This window comes from Marinobacter pelagius, assembly GCF_003315345.1.
Taxonomy (GTDB): Bacteria; Pseudomonadota; Gammaproteobacteria; order Pseudomonadales; family Oleiphilaceae; genus Marinobacter; species Marinobacter pelagius_A.
On record NZ_QNRO01000002.1, the window covers coordinates 253,187 to 275,799 of the forward strand.

The following is a 22,613-nucleotide window of genomic DNA, read 5'->3' on the forward strand; positions in this document are numbered from 1 at the left end:
TTGCTATGGAAATGAACTTTGCCGGGCGGGTGTTGGACATGTCCCGCTGTCATGTCATGGGAATTCTCAACGTTACCCCGGATTCCTTCTCCGACGGCGGAAAATTCAACTCCCGGGATGCGGCCCTGGTTCGAGCCCGGCAAATGGTCGCCGATGGTGCGGCGTTCATTGATGTTGGTGGCGAATCCACTCGCCCCGGTGCGGCCCCGGTGTCTTTGCAGGAAGAGCTGGACCGGGTCTGCCCGGTGGTGGAAGCAATCGCGGGGGAGCTGGATACGGTCGTCTCCGTGGATACCAGTTCACCGGAAGTGATGGCCGAGACCGCACGGCTGGGTGCCGGACTGATCAACGACGTACGCGCGCTTCAGCGCAGTGGTGCCCCGGAAGCGGCTGCTGCGGCCGGCATTCCGGTGTGCATCATGCACATCCAGGGCGAGCCGGGCACCATGCAGGACCGCCCGGAGTACCTCAACGTCCGCCGGGAGGTCAGTTCGTTCCTGACCGAACGTATGCGGGTGGCGGAGCAGGCCGGCGTGCTCCCGGAGAACATCCTCCTCGATCCCGGCTTCGGTTTCGGCAAGAGCCTGGAGCACAACCTGCAGTTGCTCGCCTCCATGGAGCAACTCCACATCCTGGGGCACCCCCTGCTGATTGGCATCTCCCGCAAATCCATGTTGGGCAAGATTACCGGTCGTGAGGTGGATGAAAGGTTGCCCGCAAGCATCGCGGCCGCGACAATAGCCGCCATGAAAGGTGCCAGCATCGTGCGTGTCCACGATGTCAGGGAAACAGTTGATGCCGTCAGGGTAGTGGCGGCCATGAAGGAGGCGGGTTGATGTCCGATCGCAAATATTTTGGTACCGACGGCATTCGTGGCCGGGTCGGTGAGTTCCCTATTACCCCGGAATTCATGCTGCGCCTGGGCTGGGCCGCCGGCCAGGCGTTCAAGAAAGATGGTCAGCGCAACAGTGTGCTGATCGGCAAGGACACCCGGTTGTCCGGTTACATGTTTGAGTCTGCCCTGGAAGCAGGGTTGTCTGCCGCCGGTGTGGACGTGAAGCTGCTGGGCCCCATGCCGACGCCGGCCATTGCCTATCTCACCCGTACTTTCCGGGCCTCCGCCGGCATCGTGATCAGTGCGTCCCATAATCCGCACCATGACAACGGCATCAAGTTCTTCTCTTCGGCCGGCACCAAGCTTGACGATGCCCTTGAGGCGGAAATCGAGCGCTGGCTGGATCGTCCGCTGGAAGTCTGCGAGCCCTCCGAGCTCGGCAAGGCATCGCGGGTGGATGATGCGCCCGGCCGTTATGTGGAGTTCTGCAAGAGCACGGTGCCCAATGAGTTCACCATGGACGGCTTGCATATCGTTCTGGACTGTGCCCACGGAGCCACCTATCACGTGGCGCCCAAGGTATTCCGGGAGCTCGGCGCCAAAGTATCGGTGATCGGTGCTGATCCCGATGGTCTGAACATCAACCTCGATGTGGGCTCTACCCACCTGGACGCGCTCAAGGCGACGGTTCTGGAAAAGAAGGCGGATCTGGGCATCGCCTTCGACGGCGATGGCGACCGGGTGCTGATGGTGGATCGTGATGGCTCCGAGGTGGATGGCGATGAGTTGCTGTACATCATTGCCTCCCAGCGCCATGCCGAAGGTCGGCTGAACGGCGGTGTGGTGGGTACCCTGATGACCAATCTCGGTGTTGAGCTGGCGCTGAAAGGCGCCGGTATCGATTTCGAGCGCGCCAAGGTTGGCGACCGCTACGTGATGGAGCGGCTGGTGGCGAATAACTGGGTGCTTGGCGGCGAGGGTTCAGGCCACATGGTAATCCGGGACTGCACCACCACCGGTGATGGCATTGTCTCGGCCCTGCAGGTGATGCTGGCTATCCACAAATCCGGCAAGCCCCTGGCGGAGCTGCGCCAGGGCATGGCCAAGCTGCCCCAGAAGATGATCAACGTGCGGGTGGCGGAGCGTTTCGATCCGCTGTCCCGTGATGACATCGTTACCGCCCTGCGTCAGGCCGAGGCAGAGCTGGGCGAGGCCGGTCGGGTCCTGCTGCGGGCCTCGGGCACCGAGCCGTTGATCCGGGTTATGGTTGAGGGCCAGGTCGAGGCGGACATTGTCCGGGTGGTCGAAGAGCTCGCCGGTGTGGTCGAGCAATCAAGCAGGTAATTTTGCGTTTTCAAGCGGTTGTGTGAGGGCAGGGACTGCTGTATAGTTCGCCCTCCCTTACGTTCGGGAAGAGTTATGCGTCGCAAGATCGTAGCCGGAAACTGGAAAATGAACGGGTCTGCGGACCTGGCAAAGCAGCTTGTCGGTTATGTGCGGGCTGAGGCGGGCACCCTTGATAATGGCGTGGAGGTTGTTATTATTCCTCCGGCCCTGTATGTCCGGGATGTGCTGGATCAGTCGGGTGATGTGCTCGGCGTGGGTGTCCAGAACGTAAGTCAGTGGGCTTCCGGTGCCTACACCGGTGAGACAGCCGCTGACATGGCAAAAGATCTGGGCTGTGGTTTTGCCTTGGTGGGTCACTCCGAGCGCCGCGAGTACTTCGGCGAGTCGGATGATGTGGTTGCCGCCAAGGTAGAGCGGGTTCTGGCCAGCGGTCTTACTGCCGTGGTTTGTGTTGGCGAGACGCTCGAGCAGCGGGAAGCAGGGCAGGCCAAAGCGGTTGTGGCTGCCCAGGTCAAGCAAGGGCTTGCCCGTGTGGAGGCCGGTCAGTGGTCGGATATTGTGGTTGCCTATGAGCCGGTTTGGGCCATCGGCACCGGCAAAACGGCCACCGCCGAAGATGCCCAGAGCATGCATGCGGCCATCCGCAAGGTGTTGGCTGAGATGGGCGCGCCGTCAGAGGATATTTCTCTGCTTTACGGCGGCAGTGTAAAAGCGGATAATGCGGCCGCCTTGTTCGCCGAGCCGGATATCGACGGCGGGTTGATTGGCGGTGCATCTCTGGTTGCAGAAGATTTTGTGAGTATTTGCCGGTCCATGCCGGCGGGTACCAAAGGTTAAAGGTTCGCGGGATTCGTTATGGATTGGATGGAAACACTGGTAGTCGTTGTGCACGTCGTCATTGCCGTCGCACTGGTGGGTCTGGTTCTGATCCAGCAGGGCAAGGGTGCCGACGCAGGTGCCGCCTTTGGTGGTGGTGCCTCCCAGACCGTATTTGGCAGTCAGGGTAGCGGTAGCTTCCTGACCCGTGTGACCACGATCCTGGCGATCGTGTTCTTTGTGACAAGTTTTTCGCTGGCGGTGTTCGCCAAGCAGCGCGCCGAAGTGGCAGGCGAGGCAGGTATTCCGGTCGTTGAGGAATCTGCCGAGCAGGCTCCGGCCGAGCCGGCTGCTGACTCCGCGCAGAGCAGCGAAGCCGAGAGCGGGAAGAGTTCCGATCTTCCTGAACTCGAGTAAGAGGTGTTGCCCGGGTGGTGAAACTGGTAGACACGCTATCTTGAGGGGGTAGTGGCGAAAGCCGTGCCGGTTCGAGTCCGGCCCCGGGCACCATATAGAAGAAAAACGGCTTGGATTTTCCAGGCCGTTTTTTTTGGTCAGTCCTTGACCAGTCCGGCCGGCGTCTCTATACTCCGGCGGATATTGGAGCCGGTGGGCTGTTCCCCGGTTTCCTGGCAGGCCAGGTGTCTGTCAGCAGGAGGTCATGCTCGTAGTGAGAGCGGCTTTCTGTGAGTTCTTGCGACAAAAGGCCCCAATTTCAGGGGCTTTTTGATTAAGGGGCCTGGCGCATCGGGCCCTGGTGCATAAAAAGGGCTGATCAACAGCCCTTTTTTTGTTTGTGGGGCCGGTAAAAAATTCCTGAAATGGAGATGGCATAACTTTGTCAGCCAAGATTAAACAACTGGAAGACCTCCTTCGGCCGATCGTCGAGGGTCTGGGGTACGAGTTCTGGGGGATTGAATTCCGTTCCCAGGGCCACCACTCCCTGTTGCGTGTCTTTATCGACGATGCCGAGAACGGCATCGCCATCGACGACTGCGAGAAAGTCAGTCGTCAGATCAGCGGTGTGATGGATGTGGAAGACCCCATCCAGACCGAGTACACCCTGGAGGTTTCCTCCCCGGGGATGGATCGCCCGCTGTTTCGCCTTGAACAGTACGAAGCCTTTGTCGGTCATCAGGTCAAGATCCGTTTGCGCATGGCCTTCGAGGGCCGTCGCAAGTTTCAGGGCCTGATCAAAGGTGTTGAAGGAGACGATGTGGTGATCGTGGTGGATGACCACGAATACCTGTTGCCGTTCGACAGCATCGAAAAGGCACACATCGTCCCGGTATTTGAATGAGTCGAATTGAAAAGTCAGTGGACGCACAGTTTATTTTGAGGGCAGGGCAATCCAATGAGTAAAGAGATCTTGCTGGTGGTCGAATCCGTCTCGAACGAGAAGGGTGTCGAGAAGGATGTGATTTTCGAAGCGATCGAGCTTGCGCTCGCCACCGCTGCCAAAAAACGCTACGAGGATGAAGAAGCGGATATCCGGGTTGCCATTGATCGCCGCACCGGTGAATACGAGACCTTCCGCCGTTGGCTGGTGGTCGACAACGACCAGGTTCCTGCCCTGGGGACTGAGCTGACCCTTCAGGAAGCGGAGGAAATTGATCCGAACCTGAAACCCGGCGACATGTATGAGGAGAAGGTTGAGTCCGTTTCCTTCGGCCGTATCGGCGCCCAGGCCGCCAAGCAGATCATCTTCCAGAAGGTCCGCGAGGCCGAGCGCTCCAAGATCGTCGACAGCTACCGCGATCGCGTGGGTGAGCTGGTTTCCGGCACCGTAAAGAAAGTGACCCGTGACAATGTCATCGTTGATCTGGGCGGCAATGCCGAAGCGCTGTTGCCCCGGGAACACCTGATTCCTCGGGAAACCTTCCGCATGGGTGATCGCGTTCGCTCACTGTTGCTGGAAATCCGCACTGACCACCGCGGCCCGCAGCTGATCCTGAGCCGGACCGCGCCGCAGATGCTGATCGAGTTGTTCCGCATCGAAGTGCCGGAAATTGCCGAAGACCTGATCGAGATCCGCGGCGCCGCCCGTGACCCCGGTTCCCGCGCCAAGATTGCGGTCAAGACCAATGACCGTCGAATCGACCCGGTCGGTGCCTGTGTCGGTATGCGCGGTTCCCGTGTCCAGGCTGTTTCCAACGAGCTGGGCGGTGAGCGTGTGGACATCGTGCTGTGGGACGACAACCCCGCACAGCTGGTGATCAATGCCATGGCGCCGGCCGAAGTGGCCTCCATCGTCATCGACGAGGACCGGCACACCATGGATGTGGCGGTAGCCGAGGACAACCTGGCCCAGGCCATCGGCCGTAACGGCCAGAACGTGCGTCTGGCGACGGAGCTGACCGGCTGGACCCTCAACGTGATGACCGAGGAAGAAGCCGGTGAGCGCCAGGAGCAGGAATACAACCGCCTGGTGGATCATTTCACCGCCAACCTGGATGTTGATGAAGAATTCGCCAGCGTGCTGATCGAGGAAGGCTTCACTTCCCTGGAAGAAGTTGCCTATGTCCCGATGGAGGAAATGCTGTCGATCGAAGGTTTTGATGAAGAAACGGTGACCGAGCTGCGCCGCCGCGCCAAGGACGTTCTGCTGAACCAGGCGCTGGCAAGTGAAGAGGCGCTCGAGGGTGCCGAGCCGGCTGAAGATCTGCTGAATATGGAAGGCATGGATCGGGCGCTGGCATTCAAACTGGCCGGAATGGGTGTTCGCACCATGGAAGATCTGGCCGAGCAGTCAGTAGATGATCTGCTCGATATTGAAGGTATGGATGAAGAGCGTGCCGGTCAGTTGATTATGACGGCGCGTGCCCCCTGGTTTGAAGACCAGGCTTAATTCGGGAGGAGGACCAGTATGGCTGAAGTAACGGTAAAACAACTGGCCGCAGATGTAGGCGCTCCCGTGGATCGTTTGCTGAAGCAGATTGTCGAGGCAGGCCTTGATGCCCGTTCCGAGAACGACGCTGTAACCAGCGATGAGAAGCAGCAGTTGCTGGCCTATCTGAGAAAGACGCACGGTGAGGCGGAGGCAGAGCCCCGCAAGATCACCCTGAAGCGCAAGACCACAACGACCCTGAAGGCGGGCAAGGCCAAGACAGTGAATGTCGAGGTTCGCAAGCGTCGCACGTACATCAAGCGCGCAGAATTGCAGCCTGAAGCGGAAGCGCCCAAGCCGGAAGAGAAACTCGAGGAGCAGAAGCCGGAAGAGAAACTCGAGGAGCAGAAGCCGGTAGAGGCCGCTGCGCCTGCGGAAGAAGCACCAAAGGTGGCTGCCGAAGCCGAAGCACCGAAGCCGGAGGCCGAAAAGCCGGCAGAGGCCGAGGTTGCCGCGAAGGAAGAAGCTCCGAAGGCCGAAGAGCCGGTGGAAGCGGCAGAGCCTGCCGTTGAGCCCGAGCTGCAGCCGGAAGAAGTGCCGATCCCGCCGCCGGAGAAAGAGGGCAAGGATCGCAAGCCCAAGAAGAAGAAAGAGAAGGGCCGTGAACGCGGTGAAGAACTCGAGGAAGGCAAGCCGAAGAAGAAGCAGGCTGGTCACCGCGGTCCTCGCAGTCGTCCGGTGGAAGAGCCGGTTGTTCTGTCCGAGGACGAGGAAGAGTCTGCGCCGCGCAAGTCGCTGCGTATGAAAAAGAAACCCAAAGAGAAGCGTCACGGCTTCGAGAGGCCGACCAAACCAATGGTCAGAGAAGTAGAGATACCTGAAACGATTACAGTTGGTGACCTTGCCCAGCGCATGGCCGTCAAGGCCGCAGACGTTATCAAGACCCTGATGGGTATGGGCGTCATGGCCACCATCAACCAGGCCCTGGACCAGGAGACTGCCATCCTGGTAACCGAGGAGCTGGGTCACAAGGCCAAGGCGGTCAGTGAAGATGCCTTCGAAGAGGAGGTTCTGAGCGAGATCACCGAAACCGCCGAGGGCAAAGAGAAGATCAAGCGGGCGCCGGTCATCAGCGTGATGGGTCACGTTGACCACGGCAAGACCTCGCTGCTGGACTACATCCGTCGCACCAAGGTGGCGGCCGGCGAATCCGGTGGTATTACCCAGCACATCGGTGCCTACCACGTGGAAACCGACCACGGCATGGTGTCCTTCCTGGATACCCCGGGCCACGCAGCGTTTACCGCCATGCGGGCGCGCGGTGCCCAGTGTACCGATATCGTTATCCTGGTCGTGGCGGCCGATGACGGCGTGATGCCGCAGACCAAGGAAGCGGTGGATCACGCCCGCGCCGCCGGCGTCCCCATCGTGGTTGCCATCAACAAGATGGACAAGGAAGAGGCCGATCCGGACCGTATCAAGAACGAGCTGGCGGGTATGGACGTTATCCCGGAAGACTGGGGTGGTGACACCCAGTTCGTACCGGTATCCGCGCACACCGGCCAGGGCATCGACGACCTGCTCGAGGCGGTTCTGCTGCAGTCAGAAATGCTGGAGCTGGAAGCCTCTCCGGACGCACCAGCCAAGGGTGTCGTGGTCGAATCCAGCCTGGAGCGTGGCCGTGGTTCGGTGGCGACCGTTCTGGTTCAGAACGGTACCCTGCGCCAGGGTGACATGGTTGTCGCCGGTTCCTTCTTCGGTAAGGTTCGCGCCATGACCGACGAAGCCGGCAAGCAGGTCAAGGAAGCCGGCCCGTCCATTCCGGTCGAGATTCTCGGCCTGAACGGCACACCGGATGCCGGTGACGAGTTCTTTGCCGTGGCCGACGAGAAGAAGGCCAAAGAGCTGGCCGAGTTCCGTCAGACCCGTGAGCGTGAGCAGCGTCTGCAGCGCCAGCAGGCGGCCAAGCTGGAAAACATGTTCGAGAACATGGGCAAGGACGAGGTCAAGACCCTGAACGTGATCCTGAAGACCGACGTTCGCGGTTCCCTGGAAGCGATTACCAAGGCCCTGCTGGATCTTGGCAACGACGAAGTCCAGGTCAAGATCGTCTCCTCCGGTGTCGGTGGTATCGCCGAGACGGATGTCAGCCTGGCAGCCGCTACCAACGCGGTTATCTTCGGCTTCAACGTCCGTGCTGACTCCGCTGCCAAGCGTCTGGTGGAGCAGGAAGGTCTGGATCTGCGCTACTACAGCATCATCTACAACCTGATCGATGACGTGAAGGCGGCCCTGACCGGCATGCTGGCACCGGAATTCCGGGAAGACATCGTCGGTATCGCCGAGGTGCGGGACACCTTCCGCTCACCGAAGTTTGGCCAGGTGGCCGGCTGTATGGTGGTTGAAGGCACCGTTTACCGGAACAAGCCGATCCGGGTACTGCGTGACAACGTGGTGATCTTTGAGGGCGAGCTGGAATCCCTGCGTCGCTTCAAGGACGACGTACCGGAAGTCCGTAACGGCATGGAATGCGGTATCGGCGTCAAGGGCTATGACGTGAAGGTCGGTGACCAGATCGAGGTGTTCGATCGCGTCAGGGTCGAGCGTAAGCTCGAATCTACGGGGGCCTGATGGCACGCGAGTTCAGCCGACTGGATCGCATTGGCGATCAGATGCAACGGGAGCTGGCCCAGCTTATCCAGCGGGAAATCAAGGACCCGCGGGTAGGCATGGTCACGGTCAATGACGTAAAGGTCAGCCGTGACCTGGGCTATGCCGACATCTATGTTTCACTGCTCTCCACCGAGGAACTCACCGAAGAGTCTCCGGAGGTCAAGGAGTCCCTGGCCGTCCTGAACAAGGCGGCCGGTTTCCTGCGTGGTCAGGTGGGGCGTGCGATGAAGTTGCGGGTGGTTCCCCACCTGCGCTTCCACTTCGACACCCTGCTCGGTCACAGCCGGAAAATGGACAAGCTCATCCGTGAAGCGGTTGGCGACAAGCCGGCCGTACCCCGGGATGACAATGACGATCCGGTCTCGGACAATCCGGAGCGAGACGCTTGAGCCGAAGACGCAAAGGCCGTGATGTAAACGGCATTCTGGTAATCGACAAGCCCCAGGGCGTCACCTCCAACGGTATCCTCCAGCAAGTAAAGCGACTGTATGGCGCGGCCAAGGCCGGCCATACCGGCGCCCTTGATCCGCTGGCCACGGGCGTCCTGCCCCTGTGTTTCGGGGAAGCCACCAAGTTCTCCCAGATGATGCTCGACAGCGACAAGGCCTACATCACCACGGCCCGGCTCGGTGTTCGCACCGAAACCGGTGACAGTGAGGGCGAGGTTGTCGAGGAGAAACCGGTGCCGCCTCTCGATGCGGACCAGGTGGAAGCCGTTCTCGAACGATTCCGGGGTGCCATCGAGCAGGTTCCTTCCATGTATTCCGCCCTCAAGCACAAGGGCCGCCCCCTGTACGAGTATGCCCGGGAAGGCATCGAGGTGGAGCGACCGGCGCGTCCGGTGACCATCTACGAGCTGACCCTGCTGGAGCTGCGGGATAATGAGATGGATCTGGCGGTCAGCTGCACCAAGGGTACGTACATTCGCTCACTGGTGGAGGACATTGGTGAGGCGCTGGGCTGCGGGGCCCACGTGAATGCCCTGCGCCGGACCATGGCGTCCGGGTTTACCCTGGCAAACGCCCATGACGTCAGTGAGTTGGAAGCCATGCGTGAGCGTGGCGAGAGCCTTGATGGCCTGCTCCAGGCTCCTGACAGCGCGCTGTCCATGTTCCCGGAGGTGCGTCTGGAGGGAAGTGCGGCGGTATCGATCTTGAACGGGCAACAGGTTAGAATAAGCAATCAACCTCTTGAAGGCTATGTGCGCCTCTACGGCGAGCAGGGCTTCATCGGGTTGGCAGAAGCTTTCCCGGAAGGCGAGAGGGTCCTGTTGGTCCCCCGTCGGCTGGTGAAAGGCAGCGCCGGGCGTTAGTCGAGGCGCTGCATAGCCGGGCTGTAGAGATGCGCGGTTCGGCCGGATTTATCAGCATCGCAACCAATGAGGTGAAATATGGCACTTTCTGCCAATGAGAAAGCACAGATCGTCAAGGATTTTCAGCAAGGTGAAGGCGATACCGGTTCCCCTGAAGTTCAGGTGGCACTGCTGAGCGCCAACATCAACAAGCTGCAGGATCACTTCAAGGCCAACAAGCAGGATCACCATTCCCGCCGCGGCCTGATCCGGATGGTAAACCAGCGTCGTAAGCTGCTGGACTACCTGAAGCGCAAGAACGCTGACCGTTACCTGGACCTGATCCAGCGTCTGGGTCTGCGTCGCTAATCCGGGTTTTCGACCTGGGGCCTGATCCCCGTGCTGGAACAGGCCGTCAACCGGTGGGCCTTCGGGCCCCCGGTTGAGCTTTTCTCAAGCGCAAAAAGCTGCAGTTGATTTGTCAGTGATACCGAAGGATTCCCTGTCGTAACCGAAAGCCGAAATTGATAGCAGGTTGTTGAAAAGCCCGGGCCGGATGGCATCGATGAGCCCTCCTCTTGACCGGGGTTTTGCAACAGCCTGTTAGCTTTCAGACGGGTTGTCCCTTCCGAGTATCACGCAAGCACCTGCAGTCAGATAAAAAAGGGGTCAGATCAGCTGATCTGGCCCCGGGTTCCATACTCTGGAGCTGACTTGAAAACGGGGTCAGATGAAAGCCTTCATCTGACCCCAGGTTCAACACTCCGGGTTCGGCCTGAAAACGGGGGCAGATGAAAACTTTCATCTGCCCCCCACCTTCACGGCAAACCCCGGATTCATGACTGAAAAAGCAGGAGTTTGTTGTGCATTTGCAACCAACCAAGAAAACATTCGAAATGGGTGGGGAAACCTTCACCCTGGAAACCGGCCGTATTGCCCGTCAGGCTACCGGTTCTGTATTGGTTTCTACCGGTGACACAGCTGTTCTGGGTACCGTTGTCGGTGCCAAGGAAGCGAAGCCGGGTCAGCCGTTTTTCCCGCTGACCGTAAACTACCAGGAGAAGACCTACGCTGCCGGTAAGATCCCGGGTGGCTTCTTCAAGCGTGAAGGTCGTCCTTCCGAAAAGGAAACCCTGACCTCCCGTCTGATCGACCGTCCGATCCGCCCGCTGTTCCCGAATGGTTACATGAACGAAGTACAGGTGATCTGTACCGTCATGTCTGCCAGCAAGGAACACGATCCGGACATTGCCGCGATGCTGGCCGCCTCTGCGGCACTGGCCGTTTCCGGTATTCCGTTTGACGGTCCGATCGGTGCCGCCCGTGTCGGCTTTACCGACGACAACGGTTACTTCCTGAACCCGTCCTTCGAACAGCTGGAAAGCTCCATGCTGAACATGGTCGTCGCGGGTACCGAAGACGCCGTGCTGATGGTTGAATCCGAAGCCGATGGCCTCAGCGAAGACCAGATGCTTGGTGGCGTTCTGTTCGCACACCAGCAGATGCAGAGTGCTATTTCCGCTATCAAGGAATTTGCCGCAGAAGTTGGCAAGCCGCGCTGGGAGTGGAAGCCGGAGCCTGAGAACACTGAGCTGCTCGAAGCCATCAAGGGCGAATTCAGCGGTGCTATCGAAGAAGCGTACGGTATTCGCGACAAGATGGCCCGCTACGAGCGTCTGGGCGAGATCAAATCCGCCGCGGTAGAGAAGTTTGCCGGCGAAGAGGAAGGTCAGCCGTCCGAGGAAGAGGTCAAGAAGTACTTCGGCAAGATCGAGAAGACCGTGGTTCGCCAGCAGGTTATCGATGGCAAGCCGCGGATCGACGGCCGTGACAACAAGACCGTTCGTCCGATCGAAATCGAAGTGGGCGTCCTGCCCAGCGTTCACGGTTCTGCCCTGTTTACCCGTGGCGAGACCCAGGCCATCGTGACTGCCACCCTCGGTACTTCCCGGGACGTGCAGATCATTGACGCCCTGGAAGGCGAGCGCAAGGATCCGTTCCTGTTCCACTACAACTTCCCTCCGTACTCCGTAGGCGAAGCTGGTCGTGTCGGCTCTCCTGGCCGCCGCGAAGTCGGTCATGGTCGCCTGGCCAAGCGTGGTGTTCTGGCGGTTATGCCGACCCTGGAAGAATTCCCGTACGCGATCCGTGCGGTTTCCGAGATCACCGAATCCAACGGTTCCAGCTCCATGGCCTCTGTCTGTGGTTCCAGCCTGGCGCTGATGGATGCCGGTGTACCGATCAAGGCGGCAGTAGCCGGTATCGCCATGGGCCTGGTCAAGGAAGGCGACAAGTTCGCGGTTCTGACCGATATCCTGGGTGACGAGGATCACCTCGGTGACATGGACTTCAAGGTTGCCGGTACCAAAGACGGTGTTACTGCCCTGCAGATGGACATCAAGATCAACGGTATCACCGACGAGATCATGGAAATCGCCCTGGAGCAGGCTCACGAAGCGCGTCTGCACATCCTGGGCGAGATGAACAAGGTCATCGCCGAGCCGCGTTCCGAGCTGTCCGATCGCGCACCGAGCATCACCACCATCAAGATTCATCCGGACAAGATCCGTGACGTGATCGGCAAGGGTGGCTCCGTAATCCGTGGTATCTGTGACGAGACCGGCGCCTCCATCGATCTGGACGACGACGGCAACGTGAAAATCTACGCTGACAACCAGGCGGCCGCCCAGGCTGCGGTTAACCGCGTCAAGGAAATCACCGCCGAGATCGAAGTCGGTGCCATCTACAAGGGCCGCGTTGAGCGCATTGTGGACTTCGGTGCCTTCGTCAACATCCTGCCCGGCAAGGATGGTCTGGTACACATCTCCCAGATCTCCGACCGCCGCATCGAGAACGTCACCGACGAACTCAGCGAAGGTCAGGAAGTCCTGGTCAAGGTACTGGACGTGGACAACCGCGGCCGCGTGAAGCTGTCCATGAAGGAAGTGAAGGAAGGCGAGCAGCCGACCGACTTCACTGACTGATAGCCAGCGGTAAAGACGGGGTCAGAAGAAAGCTTTCTTCTGACCCCTTTTTTGTGCCCAAAACTCCGGAGCCGGGCCTCCAAGTCGGGGTCAGATGAAGGCTTTCATCTGACCCCATTTTCACCTTCACCCAAAAACTCCAAAACCGCCTCCCGATAAGCCGGAATCACAAACGTCCCCCCGTGCCCGGTATCGGTCTGCAAAAACCGCTTCGGTTCCCCGGCCGCCTCATACAGCGCCGCCCCATGGTGAAACGGAATGATCCCGTCCCTAACGCTGTGAATCAGCATCACCGGCACCGGTGCAATGTCGTCGATCCTTTCCACACCCTCATATTCCGAGGGGATGGTCCAACTCAACGGCACCTGGAACGGCCAGGTCAGCCAGAAGGCATCCAGCTTCTCCCGGGCAATGCGCCGGAAGCCGGAAAAGGTGCCGTCGAGGATGATGCCGTCCAATGCCGGGCGTTCCTCCCGCTGCACCCATTCGCTGGCCAGGGCAATACCCAGGGCGCCGCCAAGGCTCTGGCCGAGGATGTGGATGGGCCGCCCGCCGACGTCATCCCGGTTGACCAGCCAGCGAAACCCGGTCTCCACGTCATGCAGGGCGCCTTCGATGTCCGCCTCTCCGGTGGAGCGGCCGAAGCCCCGGTAGTCGATGGTAAACACGTTGTAGCCCTGCTCAGGCAGCCAGGCGACATTCAGGATGTGGCTGCTGATGTTCTGGGCATTGCCGTGGAGGAAATACACCGTACCCCGGGGCTCATCCCCGTCCGTCTGGGCCGGCAGCCACCAGCCGTGAAGCCTCTCGCCGTCCGCGGTATCCAGATAGACGTTTTCGTAATCAAGGTTGAGCCGGTCCGGGGTGACATAGGTGATGTCATCGGGGTAGAAGAAAACGCTGCTGCAGCCGCCCTGAACAACCGCCAAAGCGGCAATCAGGGCGGTGAACAGCGTCTTCCTGAAACTCAGAAGTAGGCGTGTAGTCCGGCGTGCCATGTGCTCTGGTACCTGTCGAAATGGTCTTCACGGGTGAACTCGGCAAACAGGCTGAATTCCCGACCGATATGCCAGTTGCCCTTGATATAGGCCTGATCCTGGCGGTGCTGGCTGCTGACAATCCAGGCTTTGGTGCGGGCGCCGGCCATCAGGCTGAACCGGTTGTTCTGGTGCAGTATGCCGAGGTCCGCGCCCGGTGCGGCGTCATAGCCCCGGCGCAGGTCGTCGTCGATTTCCAGGTCTGCGGTGGCGAGGGCAAAGACCTGGGTGGAATCGCCGAGCGCCCAGCTGCCCCCGGCACCGCCTTCAAGGTAGGGCGCCAGTACCCGGTCATCGCCAGTATCCGTCCGTCTTCCGCCAAACCCGACCTGCCAGGACAGCGGTGAGAAGAACTGGTCCCTGGGGCTCAGGGAGCGGATTTCCACACCCACCAGTTGTTCTACCTGAAGCTCGTCATTGTCCGTGTAGTATCGGGCATCCAGACGCAGGAACTGCAGCTGTGCCCCGGGCCGATAACCCGCCGGCGGGTCCAGCACGTCGTGGTAGGCCGGCCGGAAGGTGAGCTGGGTGAATTCCCGGTGCGCCTGCTGACCGGCACCGAGGCTCACCCGGAAGGTGTCATGGCCCTGGTCATCGCGAACCTCGGGTTCCGGTGGTCGGGCGATGGTTTCCACACCGTCTATCCGGCTACGGGAGACCAGCAGTTCGTGGGACAAGGGCGCCGCATGCTCCCTGGGCCAGCCTTCGGCTTCGCTCTGGTAACGGACATAGTCGTAGGTAGCATCCAGCACCTTGGCCCGTTCCCGGCCATTCAGCTGTTGCACCTCGGGATCGTCGGGATCGACATAGCCGTTGGCGATCGCCGCTGACAGGGTCTGGTGCTCGTCCGGCAATTTCGAGATCCGGTAAGCCACCGAGGTGGCTGCCGAGGGCCGGTAATACACCTCTTCCACCAGATTCTTGTCCACCACCCAGCGGACCGTGTCCGAGGGAATGGCGTGAGTGCTCACTTCCCCCAGCAAGTTGGTGCCCGGGCGGGCCACGTCTATCAGCGCCAGCAGTCGGTAGGCGCAGTTCTCGTCGAAAAAGTAATAGTCGAAGTTCTTGTCCCGGATTTCCCAGGCGTGGGCCAGCAGCAGATCGACCTCGCTCTGGTCCAGGTTCAGGGTGTATTCCCACAGGTCCCGGTGTTCGATGTCCGAGTACAGACGGATCTTCTCGTAATAGGGCTGGACCGTGGTGATGCCCGGATAGCCGCCGAAGATGCCCTTGTAGGCAAACAGGATTTCACTGTCGTGGGCGGCGGCATCGGCGGCGTAGGAAATGGTGTTGGCCAGTAGCAGGTTGGTCTCCTCATCCTCCCGGGGCGGGTCCAGTCGCAGGAAGGTGTGCCCGAACATGGAGGAAGGGCTGTTCAGGTAGGAGGCTGCAAACACCAGGGTAACGGTTTCGGTATTCAGGGTGTCTTTCCAGTCCTCGTACCCCGGGCAGGATACTTCGGAGTCCGGCAGATCCAGGCGGTCCCGGAGCCAGGCATCCCGAGCCGGGAAGCGGCAGCGCGCATGATCGTTGCCCCCGCCGGGTTCCTGGATCGCAGCCAGGGTGGCTTCAAGCTCGGCCCGGGGCGAGTGCTTGCCGTTTTCGCTCAGGAAGAAAGCCGGATCGTCGGCCTGGCTCGTGTAACCGCCACCGAAGGTGTCGGTGTGGTAGTGGCCCAGTGTCAGCCAGGCCGGGTCCTGGTGCAGGTTTTCTGGAATCGTCTGTTGGTTGGCGTGGAGGTTGAAGCTGACGGCAAGGCAGAGAATCACTTGCCCGAAACGCACGGTCTGGCCCATGGAGAAGATTGATCCGGGTCGTTGGAAAATCGGTCAGGCGCCGTCCCTGGCGCCATGTCCTTCCTTGCGGTTAACGGTTGTTATGCCGCCACGTATTTGCTCAGAGCCTGGTCCTGCTCCAGCAGCGCAACGATGGCATCCACGGCTTCACCGGAAGTGGTGTCGGCATCCGGGAAGATGGTGGCGAAGTTGTCCTGGAGTACCTTGCGGAATGCGTCACGGTCGGCTTCTTCTACGCCCAGCAGTACCGCCAGGGTGTCGAGGTTTTCACCGGAGCCGCGGGACATGTCCCGGGCAACCTTGTCGATATTGCTGTCCATGTACATGGCCATGGATTGAACCGCCTCGTTGGTCTGACAGCCCAGGGTGCCGGTGGTCATACCGAAGGTCTGGTTACCGAAAGTACCGTTGGTGGTGGCGGCCAAAACGTGGGGAGCAATGCCGGATTGTCCTTTCCAGATCATGGCACCCACGCCGCAGCCCGGCTGGGCAAAAGCCATGGAGGATGCACCCAGAAGAATTGCACCTGCGATCAGTTTTTTCATTATCCACTCCTTTCTGTGGTTCTTTTGCAGTCGTCGCATTGATCTCCCGGCCGGCCCCATTGGGGACAGCCGGGAAGGAACGGCCCTGACAGGTCCTGTGGAGACAGGTAGACCGTTGGCTTGAGTATAGTCCAAGATCCGGATTCGCAAGTGAAAGGATTCGTGAGTAATTGATTTATGTCGGATTTTTCACGGTGACGGCGCTGGGATGTGTCTCTTTTCAGGCCATATGGACCAAAAAGCCGGGGCGTGTTGCCACGCCCCGGCTGTTCTGCCGATCCTTCGGATAGGCCGTCAGCCGCCGAGATAGGCGTTGCGCACGTCCGGGTTGGCCAGCAGGTTCTTGCCGGTGTCGTGTAGCCGGATCCGTCCGGTCTCCAGCACGTAACCACGGTCTGCCAGGTTCAGGGCCTGGTGGGCGTTCTGCTCCACCAGGAACACCGTGATACCTTCTTCCCGCAGGTGACCGATGATCTCGAAGATCTGCTGGATCACGATTGGCGCAAGCCCGAGCGATGGCTCGTCCAGGATGATCATCCTGGGCTTGCTCATCAGGGCCCGGCCGATGGCCAGCATCTGCTGCTCACCACCGGACATGGTGCCGGCGCGCTGGTGCTCCCGCTCCTTGAGCCGGGGGAACAGGTCGTAGACATGGTCCTGGCTCTTGCGGATCTCTGCCTTGGTGTTGAAGAACCCGCCCATATGCAGGTTCTCTTCCACGGTCAGACCGGAGAACACCCGCCGACCCTCGGGCACAATCGATATGCCGGAGCGCATGATCTGGGAGGTGGGCGCGTTGGTGATGTCCCGGCCTTCCAGGATGACACGCCCCGAGCTGGCCTGGGGGTTGCCACAGACAGTCATTAGCAGGGTGGTCTTGCCGGCGCCGTTGGCGCCGATCAGGGAGACGATCTCGCCTTTCTTGACCTCGACCGATACCCCGTGCAGCGCCTCGATTTTCCCGTAATGGGTATGAACATTCTCAAGTACTAGCATGGTTGGTCCTCAGGCCTCGCCCAGATAGGCTTTGATCACGTCGTCGTTCTGGCGGATTTCCTCCGGCGTGCCACTGGCCAGGGGGCGGCCCTGGTTAATGACGTTGATTCGGTCGGAAATACCCATCACCAGGCTCATGTCGTGCTCAATCAGCAACACGGAAACGTTATAGTCCTCTTTCAGGCTGACAATCAGCTGATCCAGTTCCTTCGTTTCCGCCGGGTTGAGGCCGGCTGCCGGCTCGTCCAGCATCAGCAGCTGCGGTTCGGTCACCATGCAGCGCGCGATCTCCAGGCGCCGTTGCTGGCCGTAGGCCAGGTTGCCGGCTTCCCAGTTGGCCATCTCGAGCAGGCCGACCCGGTCCAGCCAGTACCGTGCCCGCTCCAGGGATTTCTTCTCCCGTTCCCGATAATCCGGGGTTTTCAGCAGGCCGGCGAACAGGTTGGTGTTCAGGTGCCGGTGCTGGGCCACCAGCAGGTTCTCCACTACCGTCATTTTGCTGAACAGGCGCACGTGCTGGAACGTTCGCACCATGCCCAGGCGGGAAATCTTGTAGTCGGGCTTGCCCTGGATTTCCTGCCCCTGGAACAGGATCTTGCCGCCGGTTGGTTTGTAGAAACCGCTGATGCAGTTGAAAACGGTGGTCTTGCCGGCGCCGTTGGGACCAATGATCGAGACGATCTCGTGTTCCCGGACATCAACGGATACCTGGTCCACCGCCAGCAGGCCGCCGAAGCGCATGGACAGATTCTGTACTTCAAGCATTGTCTGTCACCCCTGCTCTTTGAGTTCGATTTGAATGCGACGCATGGGCAGCAACCCCTGCGGACGCCAGACCATCATCAGCACCATGGCGGCACCAAAGATGAGCATCCGGTATTCAGAGAACTCCCGGGCGAGCTCGGGCAGGATGGTGACGGCAATCGCAGCCAGGATCACCCCGACCTGTGAGCCCATGCCACCCAGAACCACGATGGCCAGGATGATGGCAGACTCCAGGAATACGAAGGATTCCGGGCTGATAAAGCCCTGCTTGGAGGCAAACACGGTACCGGCAAAGCCGGCAAAGAAAGCGCCGATGGTGAAGGCCGAGAGCTTCACTGCGGTACGGCTCATGCCCAGGGAACGGGCTGCGATCTCGTCTTCCCGCAGGGCTTCCCAGGCGCGGCCCACGGGCATGCGCATGAAGCGGCGGATCACCAGCAGGGTGAAGATGGCCAGCACCAGGGCAATCAAGTACAGGAAGATCACCTTGTGCTCACCGGAGTAGGCGATGCCGAAGGTCTCGTGGAAGGAGACGTTGCCTTCCTCCTTGACCCGGCGGCCGAACTCCATGCCGAACAGGGTCGGATCCGGAATGCCGCCGATGCCGTTGGGACCGCCGGTGAGGGTAGTCCAGTTGTTCAGCAGGATGCGGATAATCTCCCCGAAACCCAGGGTGACAATGGCGAGATAGTCACCACGTAACCGGAGCACCGGGAAGCCCAGCACAAACCCGAACAGGGCGGCAAGCAGGGCGCCGATCGGCAAGGCCAGCCAGAAGGAAATCCCGAAGTACTGGGACAGCAGCGCGAAGGTGTAAGCCCCCACCGCATAGAACGCCACATAGCCGAGGTCGAGCAGGCCGGCCAGACCAACCACCACGTTCAGCCCGAGGGCGAGCATGATGTAGATGAGCACCAGGGTGGCCAGGTCGACAGCCCCGCGGGACACGATGAATGGCCACACCAGGGCGAGCAGAATGATTGCTACAAAGAACACCCGTTCCATCAGCAGGCGCTTTTCCTGGGAGACCGGGCCGCGCTTGGCCAGCGGGTTGAGGTTCGGAACCCTGCCGAAAACACCCATGATGTTGTCGCGGAACAGCTGGAACAGAAAAACCGCAACGGCAGCCAGGAATACGTTGACGACGGTCGCGGTGGTAGCGCCTTCCAGGGTGACGGAGGTGCCCTGGGCAATCAGGTTCAGCCCCAGGATCGGATAGGAGATGATTACAGTGATAAATGCACAGAATAGTGCATGTTTCAGGTTGTGAGCAGCCATCAGATCTTCTCAACCTCCGGTTTGCCAAGCAGGCCGGTGGGTTTGAACAGCAGAATCAGGATTAGCAAGCCGAATGAGACAACATCCTTGTATTCTCCACTGAGATAGCCGGAGGTCATGCTTTCCGAGACTCCCAGGATCAGGCCGCCCAGCATGGCACCGGGAATACTTCCGATACCACCAAGGACGGCTGCTGTGAAGGCTTTGAGACCGGCAATGAAACCAAACAGGGGGTCGATGGAGCCGTAGTACATGCCGAGCAGGAGGCCTGCCACGGCTGCGAGGGCGGCGCCGATCACGAAGGTTGCCGAGATGATCCGGTTAGTATCGATGCCCAGCAGGTTGGCCATGCCCAGGTCCTGGGACACCGCCCGACAGGCCCGGCCAATTCTGGATCGGGAAATGAACAGGCTAAGTAGCGTCATGCAGACAAGGGTGGTCAGGAAGACCGTAATCTGCATGTAGGAGATCTGCGCCTGGAAGGTTGCTTCACTGCCGAACTGGATGCCACCGTCAATAAGCAGCGGAAAGCCGATGTTGCGTGAGCCCTGTGCCAGGTGAACGTAGTTCTGCAGGAAAATCGACATGCCAATGGCTGAAATCAGCGGGATCAGCCGGTGACGTCCTCGCACGGGACGGTAGGCGACCCGCTCCACGGCCCAGCCCATGGCGCTGGACACAATCATGGCGCAGACAAGGGCTACGATCAGGATCAGGGGAAGCCAGGCGATGCCGAGGGTGGCAAGTCCGGTAATGGCAATCAGTGCGGTGTAGGCGCCGATCATGTAGATCTCACCATGGGCAAAGTTGATCATGCCGATGATGCCGTAAACCATCGTGTAGCCGATGGCGATCAGGGCGTAGGCGCTCCCGATCGTCAGCCCGTTGATGAGCTGTTGGATGAAATAAAGGGTAGCTTCTGACATTGTTTGTAACTCCGCAAGCCCGCCCCCTCCACTGCCGCAGTTACAAAGCCGGGATACTGGCTTTGCAGCCGGGAGCCTCGCGGGGAGCCTAGAAAAACACCTTCCCCCGGATCGCGGTGAGAAGGTGTTCTCATTATTACCGTCTGTTAACGATTTTGGCTTAGTTCAGAGGAGTCTTGCTACCATCGGAATGCCATTCGTAAACCACGAATTCGAAGGACTTCAGGTCGCCCTTCTGGTCATACTCGACGGTACCGATCGGCGTTTGGAAGGTGCCACTGCGGAGTGCTTCGGCCACTTCGAACGGATCGGTGGACTGGGCTTCCTCGATGCCCTCGGCGACCAGCTGAACGGCGGTATAGGAAGTCAGCACGAACGGACCTGAAGGATCTTCACCCTTTTCCTTGAAAGCCTCTACCAGCGCCTGGTTTTCAGCCTTCTGGTCAAAGCTCGGTGGCAGGGTTACCAGCAGGCCTTCGGCAGCCTCGCCAGCGATGGTGTTGATGTCCTTGTTGCCCACACCCTCAGGCCCCATGAATTTGGCATCCAGGCCGGCCTGTTGGGCCTGGCGGAGAATCAGGCCCAGTTCCGGGTGGTAACCGCCGTAGTAGACGTAATCCACATCCGCCTGCTTGAGTTTACTGATCAGTGACGAGAAGTCCTTGGCGCCGGCGGTGATCCCTTCGAACATGGCAATTTCGATGCCCTTGTCCTTGAGGGTGTCGCGGACTGCGGTGGCAATACCTTCACCGTACTGTTGCTTGTCGTGAACAACGGCGACCCGATCCGGGTTCTGGGCGGCAATGTAGTTGGCCGCGACCGGTCCCTGCATGCTGTCCAGACCGATGGTACGGAACACCAGCTCATAGCCGCGCTCGGTGATGTCCGGGCTGGTAGAAGCCGGGGTGATCATAAGGATGCCTTCATCCTCATAGATGTCGGAAGCGGGCTGGGTGGAGCTTGAGCAGAGGTGACCCACAACAAAGCTGACACCGTCGTTGACCATGCTATTGGCGACAGTCACAGCCTGCTTCGGGTCACAGACGTCGTCGTATTCGACAGCGACCAGCTCTTCGCCCATCACGCCACCGTTGGCGTTGATCTGTTCGATGGCCATACGGGCACCGGAGAACTGCATGTCACCATACTGGGCCACGGGGCCGGTCATCGGGCCGGCAATGCCGATCTTGATTTCGGCGGCTGCCTGGCCGGCGGCCATCAGGGCAACGGAAGTACTTACAGCGGTTGCGAGTTTTTTTACTGAGATTCTCATTAGGTCAGTCCTGTTTTGTTCAGGGTTATTCTTGTGTTCTCAGAGAGCAAACAAACACCACGGGCTGCCGCTTGTCAAGCCGGGCCGGCCAGTGTTTGTTCAGGAACACAACTTTTTCAAACGTGTCTGCATTGAAGACAGAAAGCTTCAATCTGGCAGAATGCTTGCAAAGCGTGTGCCTGACTGAGAAAAGTGTCACGCGTCCGTGCTGTTCTCTTCCTGATCCGGGAACACCAGTGTGCGGAAGCTTTCGTGTTCGCGCAACTGCTCGAAGCTCGGATCCACGGAAGCATCGTCCCGATAAGCCTCCGAAATATCGATGGCTTTCTCCAGGGTGCTCACGGCGTCCTCCCAGCGACCGATCTCGGCATAGGCGCAGGCCAGCTGGTAATGGGCGTGGCCGTTATCCGGGTCCAGTTTCAGGGCCCGGCGGCACAGGCTGATGGCCCAGAGGGGTTCCTGCATTTCCAGAACGGCATCGGCCTTGTAGCTCAAGGCTTCCACATCGTCCGGCCGGAGGTCGAGGATGCGGTCGTAGGCGGCGATCTTGTTCTGCTGGGAAGTCTCCTGGCTTGCCTTGAGCCAGAGCGAGTGCACCTCGTTGGTGCGTTCAATCTCGGCCTGGTTCTGGTGAATGATGTCGGACTTCTGCTGCAGTTGTTCTTCGATGGCCTTGAGGCGCTTCTCGTATTCCACAACCAGTTCGTTTACCCGTTTCTCCGCAACACTGGCCAGCTGGTTGCGCATATCCCGGATCGAGTTCCAGCCGATCACAACCAGAATGGAGGTGGCGCCGGCAATCAGGTAGAAGAAGTAGGTGACCGTATCGGTGGCGTAGGACATGGTCTTGTCGGCCACGGACAGCTCCTTGTCGACCACCTTCTCGATCAGCTCGGCGCGGGTGTCCATCATCTCTTTGCGCAGGGCCTTGCTTTCCTCCAGCAGGTAGAGCTCGATAAACGGCGTGTACATGGGTTCTTCCAGATCCGCCAGCGCGGCGGCCACGTCGTCGGAGGTGACGTCGTCGTCCATGGATGGCCGCTCTCCGGTGTCCTGGGCGGCCGCAGTCCCGGCCAGGAGAAGCAGGCACAGCATGGTGCCGGTGCGCATTGTCCTGAACAATGGCAAGAGCGAGAGGATGAATCGGTTGATCATGGTACTGCGTCCGTTTTGCGGTTTTGGAAAACAGCTGACCTTAGCATAGTGGCTGGCGGAAAAAATGCC

The 22,613-nt window shown here is 59.8% G+C and carries 20 protein-coding genes and 1 tRNA gene; 12 read left to right on the plus strand and 9 right to left on the minus strand.

Translation table 11 applies throughout. The features are described 5' to 3' along the window. Positions 1–5: 5 nt before the first annotated feature. The 12 genes from folP (at position 6) to pnp (ending at position 12,773) form a co-directional block, all read left to right on the plus strand. Positions 6–836 carry a dihydropteroate synthase gene (gene folP, locus DET50_RS03355; RefSeq protein WP_113861582.1) on the plus strand — a complete coding sequence of 277 codons (831 nt, stop codon included), beginning with the start codon at positions 6–8 and terminating at the stop codon, positions 834–836. Continuing rightward, entirely contained in the window at positions 836–2,179 is a 1,344-nt protein-coding gene (glmM, locus tag DET50_RS03360; RefSeq protein ID WP_113861459.1) for a phosphoglucosamine mutase, read from the plus strand. Before folP ends, glmM begins: the two co-directional genes overlap by 1 nt. Before the next feature lie 75 nt (positions 2,180–2,254). Beyond that, entirely contained in the window at positions 2,255–3,019 is a 765-nt protein-coding gene (gene tpiA / locus DET50_RS03365; protein WP_113861460.1) for a triose-phosphate isomerase, read from the plus strand. 18 nt (positions 3,020–3,037) lie between these two features. Then, a complete protein-coding gene (secG, locus tag DET50_RS03370; RefSeq protein WP_113861461.1) occupies positions 3,038–3,415 on the plus strand; it encodes a preprotein translocase subunit SecG in 378 nt (125 codons plus the stop codon). Between the two features lie 8 nt (positions 3,416–3,423). Further along, positions 3,424–3,508: transfer RNA gene (locus DET50_RS03375), tRNA-Leu, on the plus strand. 328 nt (positions 3,509–3,836) lie between these two features. Further along, the gene (rimP, locus tag DET50_RS03380; RefSeq protein ID WP_092003906.1) at positions 3,837–4,298 is read left to right on the plus strand and encodes a ribosome maturation factor RimP; all 462 of its coding nucleotides are present in this window, start codon (positions 3,837–3,839) and stop codon (positions 4,296–4,298) included. 54 nt (positions 4,299–4,352) lie between these two features. After that, positions 4,353–5,846, plus strand: coding sequence for a transcription termination factor NusA (gene nusA, locus DET50_RS03385; RefSeq protein WP_113861462.1), 1,494 nt, complete (start codon positions 4,353–4,355; stop codon positions 5,844–5,846). 18 nt (positions 5,847–5,864) lie between these two features. Further along, on the plus strand, positions 5,865–8,456 hold the full coding sequence (infB, locus tag DET50_RS03390) for a translation initiation factor IF-2 (protein WP_113861463.1): 2,592 nt from the start codon (positions 5,865–5,867) through the stop codon (positions 8,454–8,456). Beyond that, the gene (gene rbfA, locus DET50_RS03395; RefSeq protein WP_113861464.1) at positions 8,456–8,887 is read left to right on the plus strand and encodes a 30S ribosome-binding factor RbfA; all 432 of its coding nucleotides are present in this window, start codon (positions 8,456–8,458) and stop codon (positions 8,885–8,887) included. Before infB ends, rbfA begins: the two co-directional genes overlap by 1 nt. Next, positions 8,884–9,810 (plus strand): tRNA pseudouridine(55) synthase TruB, encoded by a 927-nt coding sequence (truB, locus tag DET50_RS03400; RefSeq protein WP_113861465.1) that lies wholly within the window; start codon positions 8,884–8,886, stop codon positions 9,808–9,810. Before rbfA ends, truB begins: the two co-directional genes overlap by 4 nt. A 78-nt stretch (positions 9,811–9,888) precedes the next feature. Continuing rightward, a complete protein-coding gene (gene rpsO, locus DET50_RS03405; RefSeq protein ID WP_092003920.1) occupies positions 9,889–10,158 on the plus strand; it encodes a 30S ribosomal protein S15 in 270 nt (89 codons plus the stop codon). 500 nt (positions 10,159–10,658) lie between these two features. After that, positions 10,659–12,773, plus strand: a complete 2,115-nt coding sequence (gene pnp, locus DET50_RS03410; protein ID WP_258546040.1) for a polyribonucleotide nucleotidyltransferase — start codon at positions 10,659–10,661, stop codon at positions 12,771–12,773. Between the two features lie 104 nt (positions 12,774–12,877). Here pnp and DET50_RS03415 read toward each other — a convergent pair whose 3' ends face one another. The 9 genes from DET50_RS03415 to DET50_RS03455 all read right to left on the minus strand — a co-directional run bounded on the left by DET50_RS03415 (position 12,878) and on the right by DET50_RS03455 (position 22,421). Next, on the minus strand, positions 12,878–13,771 hold the full coding sequence (locus tag DET50_RS03415) for an alpha/beta hydrolase (protein WP_113861467.1): 894 nt from the start codon (positions 13,769–13,771) through the stop codon (positions 12,878–12,880). Continuing rightward, entirely contained in the window at positions 13,741–15,606 is a 1,866-nt protein-coding gene (locus tag DET50_RS03420) for an Lnb N-terminal periplasmic domain-containing protein (protein WP_113861468.1), read from the minus strand. The genes DET50_RS03415 and DET50_RS03420 overlap by 31 nt, the downstream gene beginning before the upstream one ends. Positions 15,607–15,686: 80 nt before the next feature. Further along, positions 15,687–16,151: a DUF3015 domain-containing protein gene (locus DET50_RS03425; RefSeq protein ID WP_113861469.1), complete on the minus strand. Its 465-nt coding sequence runs from the start codon at positions 16,149–16,151 to the stop codon at positions 15,687–15,689. Positions 16,152–16,445: 294 nt separating this feature from the next. Beyond that, on the minus strand, positions 16,446–17,147 hold the full coding sequence (locus tag DET50_RS03430) for an ABC transporter ATP-binding protein (protein ID WP_113861470.1): 702 nt from the start codon (positions 17,145–17,147) through the stop codon (positions 16,446–16,448). A 9-nt stretch (positions 17,148–17,156) separates the two neighbouring features. After that, positions 17,157–17,912, minus strand: coding sequence for a high-affinity branched-chain amino acid ABC transporter ATP-binding protein LivG (gene livG, locus DET50_RS03435; protein ID WP_113861471.1), 756 nt, complete (start codon positions 17,910–17,912; stop codon positions 17,157–17,159). Positions 17,913–17,918: 6 nt separating this feature from the next. After that, on the minus strand, positions 17,919–19,190 hold the full coding sequence (locus tag DET50_RS03440) for a high-affinity branched-chain amino acid ABC transporter permease LivM (protein ID WP_113861472.1): 1,272 nt from the start codon (positions 19,188–19,190) through the stop codon (positions 17,919–17,921). Further along, positions 19,190–20,116 carry a high-affinity branched-chain amino acid ABC transporter permease LivH gene (livH, locus tag DET50_RS03445; RefSeq protein ID WP_113861473.1) on the minus strand — a complete coding sequence of 309 codons (927 nt, stop codon included), beginning with the start codon at positions 20,114–20,116 and terminating at the stop codon, positions 19,190–19,192. The genes DET50_RS03440 and livH overlap by 1 nt, the downstream gene beginning before the upstream one ends. Before the next feature lie 160 nt (positions 20,117–20,276). Beyond that, complete coding sequence (locus tag DET50_RS03450) at positions 20,277–21,389, minus strand: branched-chain amino acid ABC transporter substrate-binding protein (protein ID WP_113861474.1); 1,113 nt, start codon at positions 21,387–21,389, stop codon at positions 20,277–20,279. Positions 21,390–21,584: 195 nt separating this feature from the next. Next, positions 21,585–22,421 carry a tetratricopeptide repeat protein gene (locus DET50_RS03455; protein ID WP_258546041.1) on the minus strand — a complete coding sequence of 279 codons (837 nt, stop codon included), beginning with the start codon at positions 22,419–22,421 and terminating at the stop codon, positions 21,585–21,587. Between the last annotated feature and the right edge of the window lie 192 nt (positions 22,422–22,613).